A 9,821-nucleotide genomic window follows, 5' to 3' on the forward strand; every position below is an offset into this window, starting at 1 on the left:
AAGGCGCGTGTTACGAGGCCTGGTCGGCGCCGGCACCGCCGGCCTTGGCCATTTCCTGCACGCGCTGCATCAGCTCGGGATCCTGTTGGATCGCCTGGCCGATGGCGTTGAAGGTATTCACCTCGAGACCGCTGTCCTGAACGGCCTGAACCATCTCGTCGTTGGCTTCCTTGCGGACGGCCTGCTGGGCCTCGTCACCTTCCGCCGACTGCAGCTGCTTGGTGTACTCCTGAGAGATCACGGCGATCTCCTTGGAGGCATCGGCGAACTGCTGGAGCTGGGCGTCGGAGAAGTCCTGTGCCGGGGCCGTGGCCTGCGACTGGTCGGCGCTGTTCGCGGTAGTGTCCTGCTGGGCCTGTGCCTGGGCGGCGGCGAGGCCGAGAGAGAGCAGTGCGGCCGAGAACAGTGCGGTCTTCCGTTGCATGAATACCTCCTGAGGAACTTATGTGTGCCCCCGCTGAGACGAGTGATCGCCCATAGGGTTCAGGTTTGTCGTGTAACGGTTTGAAAAGCGGCGCTCCCCGGGGGAGCGCCGCATATTGTGGCAGCCGTCGACCCCTCGGGTCGACACGATCAGCCGTAGGCCAGGTTGGGCAGCCAGGTGACCAGCGCCGGGAAGAGGATGACCAGCAGGAGCCCCAGCGCCTGGATGCCCAGGAACGGGAAGGACGACCTGAAGATCTGCCCCATGGTGATGTGCGGCGGGCACACCCCCTTGATGTAGAACAGCGCGTAGCCGAACGGCGGACTCAGGAAGGACATCTGCATGTTGACCAGGTAGATGACGCCGAACCACAGCGACACGTCCGCCGGGTCGACCCCGGGCAAGCCGAACACGCCGTCGAAAGTGAGCCCCTCGATCAGTGGCACGAAGATCGGCACCGCCAGCAGCAGGATACCCACCCAGTCGAGGAACATCCCCAGGGCCACCAGCAGCACCATCATCAGCAGCAGCACCGCATAGGGACCGAGGCCCGCGCCGGAGATGAGCTCCTGCACGAAGGTCTGGCCGCCCTGCAGGATGTAGAAACCGACGAAGATGCTGGCGCCGAAGATGATCCACATCACCATGGCCGAGGCCACGAGGGTACTCATGCAGGCGGCATGCAGGTTGGGCCAGGTCAGACGCTTGTGCATTGCAGCCACCACCAGAGCACCGAAGGTGCCGATGCCGGCGGCTTCCACCGGGGTGGCGATACCGGTGAAGATGATGCCCAGCACCAGGATCACCAAGATGATCGGCGCCAGCATCTTGCGCAGCAGTCGCAGCTTCTCCTTCATGTCGACCCGATCCTCGGCCGGCATTGGTGGCGCCAGATTGATGTTGAGCGTACCGCGCATCCAGCAGTAGAAGCCGTACATAAAGGCCAGCAGCAAGCCGGGGATCAATGAGCCGAGATAGAGCTCACCCACCGACTGCTGGGCGATGACCCCGTAGATGATCGCCAGGATCGATGGCGGAATCAGGATGCCCAGGGTCCCACCGGCCATGATCGAGCCGATGGCGATTTCCGGGTCATAGTGGCGCTTGAGCATCGCCGGCAGCGCGATCAGACCCATGGTCACCACCGCAGCCCCGATCACGCCGACCATGGCGGCCAGCAGGGTCGAGGCAATGATGGTGGCGATCGCCAGACCCGCCTTGAGCCCGCCCATCCACTTGTAGACGACGTCGAACAGTTCCTCGATGATCCCCGCTTTCTCCAGCACCGAGGCCATGAAGATGAACAGCGGGATGGCCGAGAGCTGATAGTTGGTCATCATCGGGAAGATGCGCGACGGCATCAGGTTGAGCATGTTCTGATCGCCGACCAAATAAAGAAAGGTCACCCCCAGACCACCGGTGACGAAGGCCAGCGGCAGGCCGGCTACCAATACCACCATCAGCGAGCCGAACATCACCACCGTCAGGGCACCGATGCCCACCGTACCCAGGCTGTTCTCGAGGCTGCCGGCCAGGCTGTCGTAGTCGGTCACGCCGATGTTGACCATCTCGAAGACCACCCAGGCCGCCAGCAGTCCGGCCACGACGAGTAACGCGCGGGCGAAGGTGCGGCTGCCGTCATGAAAGCGCCAGTGATAGCGCAAGGACTGTGCGTCCCGTAACAGTTGCCCGATTCCCTGCAGCAGCAGCAGCACGGCACCGAAGAAGAGCATGAACTTGACCGGGTAGAACTGGATGGCCCACTCGGTGAAGGAGGTCTCGTTGGCGTAGCTGGAGCCGAAGAAGAACGCATCGCTGACCGACTGGGAGAAGAACTTCCAACCAGTGACCAGCAGCGCGATGGTGAAAATGAAGAAGAAGATCGAGGTGACGACGTCCAGCGCCGCCCTGTTGAGCGGCTTGGCGCGCTGGTAGAGGATATCGACACGCACGTGACCGCCTTCACGCAGCGCATAGGCCCCCGCCACCAGGTACTGCATGCCGAACATCAGGGTCATCGACTCATGGGCCCAGTTGGTCGGCGAGTTGAAGGCGTAGCGAACCAGCACTTCGTAAGTAAAGATGAAGGGGGCGATCAACGCCCAGTAGGCCACGTAACGGCCGGAAAACCCCGACAGGCGGTCGACGATAGCGGTAAACAGATTACCGGGCGGCTGATACGCCACCTCGACCTCCTGACCGGCCGGAACCTCGGCGGTATCGCCGCCGCTGATGATGCCGCCACGCCGGAAGCTGCGATCGACGAAGAACATCACCACCAGCGGCAATAGCAGCAGCACCGACCAGTAGAGCCAGTGCGGGAGAACGAACTCGATATCAAGATTCATGGACACTCCTCCGTGGCACCATCACCGCCCGGCGATGGCGACGGATCCTAAAGTCGACGGGATGCACGATCAGTCGTGTTGCCTTACCCAAACCGGGTGCTGTGGCCCATGGCCCACAACACCCGGTCTGGTCGTTCAGGTGCTTCAGACGTTGAGTTCGTATCCCTTGATGTCCTCCTCGGTGATCAGCGCCACCGCCGGATCCAACATGGTGTCGAGGTGCGCCTTGAAGAGCCGTGCCGCATCCGGATCCTTGTTCGCCCACTTGAACCACAGGGGAATGGCTGCCTGACGGAAGCGGTCGCCGTCCTCCTCGCTGAGGTGGATGATCTCCACACCCTTCTCGCGATACTTCGGCCAGGCCTCGGCGTTGGCCTCCTGGATCGCCGCGTAATGCTTGCGGGAGTAGGCGGCCACCAGGTCGTGCATGAGGTCCTGGGTCTGCGGGGACATGCGCTCGAAGGTGCGACGGTTGACGGCGATATCCATGAGGTCGACGGCCTGGTGCAGGCAGGGCGTGGAGGGCGGCCCCATGATGATGTAGTCGGCGACCTGCCAGAACCCGAGCTCATAATTGACCGCCGCCCCCACGTAGTCAGCGGCGTCGATGGTGCCCTTCTCTAGGGCAGGATAGACCTCGGAGCCCGGCAGCAGGGTCGTCTGCGCGCCAATGGACGCGAAGGTCTCGGCGACGATCCCGCCCGGCACCCGCAGCTTGACGCCCTGGAAGTCGTCAAAGCTGCGCAGCGGCTTCTTGGAGTGAATCAAGTTCATGTCGTGATGAACGTAGCCCAGCAGTTCCTGGCCCTGCTTGCGGTAGAGGTCCTTGGCGATGCCCATGCCGCCGTAGGCGCCAAACATCATGTCCCACTGGTGAGGCACCGAGAGTCCCATGGGGTAGGCGGTCAGGAAGACACCGGCCGGCATCTTGCCGGGCCAGTAGACGGTGAACCAGTTCTGACCATCGATGACACCGTTACGCACCGCATCGGCGACCTCGAAGGCGCCGGCCACGGCGCCGGCAGGGAAGGGCTCGATGGACACTTCGCCGCCCGTCAGCTCGGCGACGCTGGCCGCCCACTCCTCGAAAATCTTGTAGCCCGTGGTACCCGGCTGCCAGGAGGACTGCATGCGAATTCGAATGCCTTCCTGAGCCTGGACGTTGCCGATCCAGGGGGCAGCGACGGCGGCGGCCGAACCGACCGCGGCGGCCTTCAGGAAGTGACGGCGACTGGGGGTCTTGAACGCGTCCTTGACGCTTGCGCTGTCGATAGAGGAGGTGCGTGGCGGCTGCTTGTCGTCCTGCATGGCATGGACTCCTGGTTGGGTGGCCCGCCCGCGGCAGCGAGCGTTGGCCGGATCTTGTTGTTGTCGTCCCTGGGCCTTCGAAGGCATGCCGATGATCTATCGATCGACAGGCCGGCCTCACCGTCCCGGTGGACCTAGAGCGTAGCCCTTGAGCATGAACCCTGAGCGTGAAACATGTTCGTGATTCTTGAGAAGAAGACGCTGATATGGAAACGTCTTCCCTGCCGAAAGCTAGCCAAAAGGCCGGGCGCGGCCAATACGACGTTTCAACGCAAACCGGCCGATTTCACTGGTCAGACCACCGAGGAAAACGCGGCAATCAGCTGTCCGCACAGGCAAAACTCTGGTCTGACCACTTTCCCGGAGGCGCGACGTCTACGACCAAAGCACGAGCCCTGCGGTTGGCGTCCGGCGTCCTCGCCCGGGATGATGCTTATCTGGCTAACTCTTTCATCCCATCGTTGGACGATCTTTCATGACATCGGAACGTCACCGCCAGGCAGCGCTGGCTGCCATGCCCTTTCTCTTCGTGGCGCTGTGGAGCACGGGCTTCATCGGCGCCAAGTTCGGCCTGCCCCATGCCGAGCCCTTCACCTTCCTGTTCGTGCGCTGCGTGCTGACCCTGGCGCTGCTGGTGCCGCTGATCCTGTTGCTGCGGGCCGACTGGCCGCAGGGACCGAGGCTGTGGGGACATATCGCGGTTTCGGGGCTACTGGTCCACGGCGCCTACCTGGGGGGCGTCTTCTACGGCATCTATCAGGGCATGCCGGCGGGCCTGACCGCTCTGCTGGTGGGACTCCAGCCGCTGCTGACCGCGGCGCTGGCCGGCCCGCTGCTCAATGAGCGACTGGGCAAGGCGCAGTGGCTGGGGCTGGTGTTGGGCCTGGCCGGCATCGCCCTGGTGCTGGGCGGCAAGCTCGACCCGGGCGAGACGCTGTTCCAGGGCTTCGGCATCGGCGCCCTGGCCAGTGTGCTGGTGGCGCTGGCGGGCATCTCGCTGGGCACGCTCTACCAGAAGCGTTTCTGCACCGGCATGCCGCTGCTCTCCGGCACCGTGGTGCAGTATCTGGCCACAAGCGCGCTGGTGGGGCTTGGCGCGCTGGTGTTCGAAACCCGCGAGATCGAGTGGAGCCCGACCTTCATGCTGACACTGGGCTGGCTGGTGCTGGTGCTGTCGATCAGCGCCATCCTGCTGTTGATGGCGCTGATCCGACGCGGCGAGGCCTCGCGGGTGGCGAGCCTGTTCTACCTGGTCCCGCCGGTAACCGCCCTGGAGGCTTGGTGGCTGTTCGACGAGCGCCTGCCGCCGCTGTCGCTTCTCGGCATGGCCATCGCCATCGCCGGGGTGGTGCTGGTGGTGAGGGGACGGGCCGCAGGCGCCAGGCGGCCGTAGAGGGCCACTGGAGAGGGCCGCTGGTGAGGGCTCATAGCCGCTCGAGGTATCCGGTGCCGCCGAGGTTGTTCATCTGCTGGCGGATCCAGACGCTGCGCCGCTCCACGAGCGGGCCGGGACGCGCCGCATCGCGGCCGCGGGGGTCGGGCAGGATGGCCGCCAGGCGGCTGGCCTGGACCGCGCTCAGCTGGTCGGCGGAGACGCCGAAGTAGTGGCGAGCGGCGGCCTCGAGGCCGAACACTCCGCTGTCCCACTCGACGATGTTGAGGTAGACCTCGAGGATGCGCTGCTTGGGCCAGAGGGCCTCGATCAGAAGCGTGAACCAGGCCTCCAGTCCCTTGCGCACCCAGCTGCGCCCGGTCCACAGGAAGAGGTTCTTGGCGGTCTGCTGGCTGATGGTGCTGGCCCCGCGCAGGCGGCCGCCGTTGCGACTGGCCTCCCAGGCGCGGCGCATCTGCTGGAAGTCGAAGCCGTGATGCTCGGGGAAGCGCTGATCCTCGGCGGCGATCACCGCCAGCTTGGCCTGATCGGCGAGACGCTCCCAGGGGCGCCACTGGTGGCGAATATCGAGGGACGCCCCCGAGGTCCACGACTGGACCTTACGCTCCACCATCACCATGGAGCCGAACACCGGCACCACGCGCAGCACCAGCACCAGCACCACCGAGGCCACCACGAAGCCAAGCACGGTGCGCCAGAGCACTCGCCACGCCCATCGCTGCCACTCCCGTCTCATCGTCCGCCTCGCTCGGTCATCGGCTTTTTCGCCCCGTCATGAATGACGGGCAGTATAACGACGCTGCCTCCCCGAAGGGAGGCAGCTGTCGTACGGGGCGAGCATTCAGCCCTTCAGCGCTTCTTCAGGCGCTCCGCGTGGTAGCGCAGGTGCTCCTCGATGAAGGTCGCGATGAAGAAATAGCTGTGATCGTAGCCGGGCTGGCGGCGCAGGGTCAGCGGGTGGTCATGCTCGGCACACACCGCCTCGAGGCGCTCGGGGCAGAGCTGCTCCTCGAGGAAGTCGTCGGCCTCACCCTGGTCGATGAACAGCGGCTGGCTCGAGGCGCCGCGGGCCACCAGTTCGCAGGCATCGTACTGGGTCCAGAGCCCGCGATCCTCGCCCAGGTAGCCGGAGAAGGCCTTCTGCCCCCAGGGGCACTCGCTGGGATTGACGACGGGGGAGAAGGCCGAGACCGCCCGGTAGTGCCCGGGACGCCGCAGCGCCAGGATCAGCGCGCCGTGCCCGCCCATGGAGTGACCGCTGATCGATTCGCGGCCGTTGACCGGGAAGTGCTGGCGCACCACCGAGGGCAGCTCCTCGGCCACGTAGTCATACATGCGGTAGTGCTTCTTCCAGGGCTCGCGGGTGGCGTTGACGTAGAAGCCCGCGCCGCTGCCGAAGTCGTAGCTGTCGTCTTCGCCCGGCAGGTTGGTGCCGCGGGGGCTGGTGTCCGGGCAGACGATGGCGATGCCAAGCTCGGCCGCGATCCGATGTGCGCCGGCCTTCTGCATGAAATTCTCGTCGGTGCAGGTCAGCCCGGACAGCCACCACATCAGCGGCACGCGCTCGGTCTCCGCCTGGGGCGGCAGGTAGATGGCGAAGGTCATCTCGCAGTCCAGCGCCCGGGAGCGGTGGCGATAGCGCTTGTGCCAGCCACCGTAGCTCTTGTTGGCCGAGACCAGCTCGAGATGTTCGGTCATGGTCATGAAGTCACTCTCCTCGTCGGCCGGGCGACCCGGCCACCAATCCATGGGATATCACCCGGCACCGGGCGCGTATCAACGGCGCGGCCCCAGGCGCATTGTTAATAGTGGAGGACCGTGCGAATGCTCTCGCCACGATGCAGCAGCTCGAAGGCCTCATTGATCTTCTCGAACGGCATGTCGTGGGTAATGAAGTCGTCAATGTTGATCTCGCCCTTCATGTAGCGATCCACGTAGCCCGGCAGCTCGGTGCGTCCCTTGACGCCGCCGAAGGCGGAGCCCTTCCAGACCCGACCGGTGACCAGCTGGAACGGCCGCGTGGAGATCTCCTCGCCGGCCCCGGCCACGCCGATGATTACCGACTCGCCCCAGCCCTTGTGGCAGCACTCCAGCGCCTGGCGCATGACGTTGACGTTGCCGATGCACTCGAGGGAGTAGTCGACGCCACCGTCGGTCATGTCGACGATCACCTCCTGGATGCTGGCGTCATGCTCCTTGGGATTGACGAACTCGGTGGCGCCGAACTGCGCGGCCAGCTGGAACTTCTCCGGATTGACGTCGATGGCGATGATGCGGCTGGCCTTGGCCATCTGCGCGCCCTGGATCACCGCCAGGCCGATGGCGCCGAGGCCGAAGACGGCCACCGTGGCGCCCGGCTCGACCTTGGCGGTGTTCATCACCGCGCCGATGCCGGTGGTCACGCCGCAGCCCAGCAGGCAGATCTTGTCCAGCGGCGCCTCCTTGGAGACCACCGCCAGCGACACCTCGGGCAGCACGGTGTACTCGCTGAAGGTCGAGCAGCCCATGTAGTGGTGCAGCGGCTTGCCATCCAGCGAGAAGCGCGAGGTGCCGTCGGGCATCACGCCCTTGCCTTGGGTGGCGCGCACCGAGCTGCACAGGTTGGTCTTGCCGGAGAGGCAGAACTTGCACTGGCCGCACTCGGCGGTATAGAGCGGGATGACGTGGTCGCCGGGGCGCACGCTAGTCACGCCCTCGCCCACCTCCTGCACGATGCCGGCGCCCTCGTGGCCCAGCACCGCCGGGAAGTTGCCTTCCGGGTCGGCGCCGGAGAGCGTAAAGGCATCGGTGTGACAGACGCTGGTGGCGGCCATCTTGACCAGCACCTCGCCGGCCTTCGGGCCCTCGACGTCGATCTCGACCAGTTCCAGGGGCTTGCCGGCTTCCAGGGCGACCGCAGCGCGAGACTTCATGGCATCTTCCTCGTTCGGTGTGTAATGCATCGGGTAACAGTCTAGGCAATCCGCACCGCTGGGATAAACTGCATCAAACGCAGAACATTATTGTCATACAGCAACAATCGCGTCGACAGGAGGCATCATGCAGCGCTGGGATCGGGTCGAGGCCTTCGTCGAGGTAGTGCGCCTGGGCGCCTTCAAGGCCGCGGCCGAGCGCCTGAAGGTCTCGAGCTCTCACGTCAGCCGGCTGGTCAGCCAGCTCGAGAACCAGCTCGGCACCGCCCTGCTCTATCGCACCACGCGACGGATCCGCCTCACCGAGGCCGGCACCCTCTACTACCAGCACTGCCACCACCTGTTCGACGGCTTCCGCGAGGCCGAGGCCGCCATCAAGGACCTCCAGGCGAGGCCGGTCGGCCTGCTGAGCTTGACCTGCGCCACCACCTTCGGCGAGCGCTACCTGGCCCCGCTGGTCAACGACTTCATGGTCCTGCACCCCCAGCTGGAGGTGCGCCTGCACCTGACCAATCGCCAGGTGGACATCATCGACGAGGGCTTCGACATCGCCATCCGCATGGGCGCGCTCGAGGACTCCTCGCTGCTCGCCCGGCGGCTCTGCGAGCGGCGCGAGTACGTGGTCGGTTCGCCGGCCTACTTCACTCATCGCCCCCAGCCCCACGCCCTCTCCGAGCTCGCCCATCACCGCTGCCTGGTGGGGTCGCGCGACCACTGGCGCTTCGCCGTGGAGGGGGTGCGCCGCGAGGTGCGCATCGCGGGATCATGGGAGAGCAACTCGGGACCGGCGCTGCTGGATGCCGCGCTCAAGGGCCTGGGGCTCGCCCAGCTGCCGGACTACTACGTGGAGCCCCACCTGGCGAGCGGCGAACTGATCAGCGTGCTCGACGCCTATCGGCACGACGACAGCGCCGTCTGGGCGGTCACCCCGCGCCACCGCCACCGCTCCCCGAAGATCCGCCAGTTCATCGACTTTCTGGTCGAACACATCCCCGAGCGGCTGCCGAGGCGGGGCTGAGCGAGGCGAATGACGACGGGCGCCGGGGGCGAAAGACCGGCCAAGACGAAGACAGCACGCCCAAAACACGCATCGGGTAGGGTCCGGGGTCGCCCCCGGAGCCCTCCCACACCACCGGGCATACGGTTCCGTACCACGGCGGTTCACGAAGCACGATTGAGCCCTCTTACCGTATCGAGTACCGAGATCAGACCCAGCCAGTCGAACCACTTCCGGGGGAGGGCCTGATTCATGTGCGAGGCACCGGCATTCCACCAGGGGCCTCGCCCATTCCCCGCTGATTTCCACGCCCGAAAGCCATTCAGACCCAATGCCAGAAGCTTACGGCGCCGGGTCTTCGGGCGCTTCCATTGCCGCCAGATCACGTCGCGTAATCGGCGACGTACCCATTGATCCAACGCTTCCAGCGGCCGCTTTA

Annotated in this window: 9 protein-coding genes; 2 read left to right on the forward strand and 7 right to left on the reverse strand. The window is 65.3% G+C overall.

The features are described from left to right. Positions 1 to 10: 10 nt before the first annotated feature. From BM388_RS14160 to dctP, 3 genes are all read right to left on the reverse strand, one after another. The gene (locus BM388_RS14160) at positions 11 to 424 is read right to left on the reverse strand and encodes a DUF4168 domain-containing protein (RefSeq protein WP_089851289.1); all 414 of its coding nucleotides are present in this window, start codon (positions 422 to 424) and stop codon (positions 11 to 13) included. Positions 425 to 573: 149 nt separating this feature from the next. Continuing rightward, positions 574 to 2,772 (reverse strand): TRAP transporter large permease subunit, encoded by a 2,199-nt coding sequence (locus BM388_RS14165; protein ID WP_089851291.1) that lies wholly within the window; start codon positions 2,770 to 2,772, stop codon positions 574 to 576. Between the two features lie 144 nt (positions 2,773 to 2,916). Continuing rightward, a complete protein-coding gene (gene dctP / locus BM388_RS14170) occupies positions 2,917 to 4,080 on the reverse strand; it encodes a TRAP transporter substrate-binding protein DctP (RefSeq protein WP_089851293.1) in 1,164 nt (387 codons plus the stop codon). Positions 4,081 to 4,555: 475 nt separating this feature from the next. On the opposite strand from dctP, the gene BM388_RS14175 reads away from it, so the two are divergent. Beyond that, positions 4,556 to 5,473, forward strand: a complete 918-nt coding sequence (locus BM388_RS14175; RefSeq protein WP_089851295.1) for a DMT family transporter — start codon at positions 4,556 to 4,558, stop codon at positions 5,471 to 5,473. Between the two features lie 31 nt (positions 5,474 to 5,504). Here BM388_RS14175 and mtgA read toward each other — a convergent pair whose 3' ends face one another. From mtgA to BM388_RS14190, 3 genes are all read right to left on the reverse strand, one after another. Then, entirely contained in the window at positions 5,505 to 6,209 is a 705-nt protein-coding gene (gene mtgA, locus BM388_RS14180; RefSeq protein WP_089851297.1) for a monofunctional biosynthetic peptidoglycan transglycosylase, read from the reverse strand. A 113-nt stretch (positions 6,210 to 6,322) separates the two neighbouring features. Next, positions 6,323 to 7,177 (reverse strand): S-formylglutathione hydrolase, encoded by an 855-nt coding sequence (fghA, locus tag BM388_RS14185; protein ID WP_089851305.1) that lies wholly within the window; start codon positions 7,175 to 7,177, stop codon positions 6,323 to 6,325. 98 nt (positions 7,178 to 7,275) lie between these two features. Then, positions 7,276 to 8,385 carry an S-(hydroxymethyl)glutathione dehydrogenase/class III alcohol dehydrogenase gene (locus BM388_RS14190; protein WP_089851299.1) on the reverse strand — a complete coding sequence of 370 codons (1,110 nt, stop codon included), beginning with the start codon at positions 8,383 to 8,385 and terminating at the stop codon, positions 7,276 to 7,278. A 127-nt stretch (positions 8,386 to 8,512) separates the two neighbouring features. On the opposite strand from BM388_RS14190, the gene BM388_RS14195 reads away from it, so the two are divergent. Next, positions 8,513 to 9,403 carry a LysR family transcriptional regulator gene (locus BM388_RS14195; RefSeq protein ID WP_089851301.1) on the forward strand — a complete coding sequence of 297 codons (891 nt, stop codon included), beginning with the start codon at positions 8,513 to 8,515 and terminating at the stop codon, positions 9,401 to 9,403. A gap of 143 nt (positions 9,404 to 9,546) precedes the next feature. On the opposite strand, the gene BM388_RS14200 is transcribed toward BM388_RS14195, so the two are convergent. After that, the coding region (locus BM388_RS14200; RefSeq protein WP_281245225.1) for a group II intron maturase-specific domain-containing protein at positions 9,547 to 9,821 on the reverse strand (275 nt) is incomplete at its 5' end.

The sequence above is a fragment of the Halomonas saccharevitans genome (genome assembly GCF_900116405.1).
In the GTDB taxonomy this organism is placed as follows: Bacteria; Pseudomonadota; Gammaproteobacteria; order Pseudomonadales; family Halomonadaceae; genus Halomonas; species Halomonas saccharevitans.

What these genes read in the sequence shown, in the direction of transcription:
- BM388_RS14165 (WP_089851291.1), bottom strand. Translation starts at nt 2,772, where the DNA reads ATGAATCTTGATATCGAGTTCGTTCTCCCGCACTGGCTCTACTGGTCG.
- BM388_RS14160 (WP_089851289.1), bottom strand. Translation starts at nt 424, where the DNA reads ATGCAACGGAAGACCGCACTGTTCTCGGCCGCACTGCTCTCTCTCGGC.
- fghA (WP_089851305.1), bottom strand. Translation starts at nt 7,177, where the DNA reads ATGACCATGACCGAACATCTCGAGCTGGTCTCGGCCAACAAGAGCTAC.
- mtgA (WP_089851297.1), bottom strand. Translation starts at nt 6,209, where the DNA reads ATGAGACGGGAGTGGCAGCGATGGGCGTGGCGAGTGCTCTGGCGCACC.
- BM388_RS14190 (WP_089851299.1), bottom strand. Translation starts at nt 8,385, where the DNA reads ATGAAGTCTCGCGCTGCGGTCGCCCTGGAAGCCGGCAAGCCCCTGGAA.
- BM388_RS14175 (WP_089851295.1), top strand. Translation starts at nt 4,556, where the DNA reads ATGACATCGGAACGTCACCGCCAGGCAGCGCTGGCTGCCATGCCCTTT.
- dctP (WP_089851293.1), bottom strand. Translation starts at nt 4,080, where the DNA reads ATGCAGGACGACAAGCAGCCGCCACGCACCTCCTCTATCGACAGCGCA.
- BM388_RS14195 (WP_089851301.1), top strand. Translation starts at nt 8,513, where the DNA reads ATGCAGCGCTGGGATCGGGTCGAGGCCTTCGTCGAGGTAGTGCGCCTG.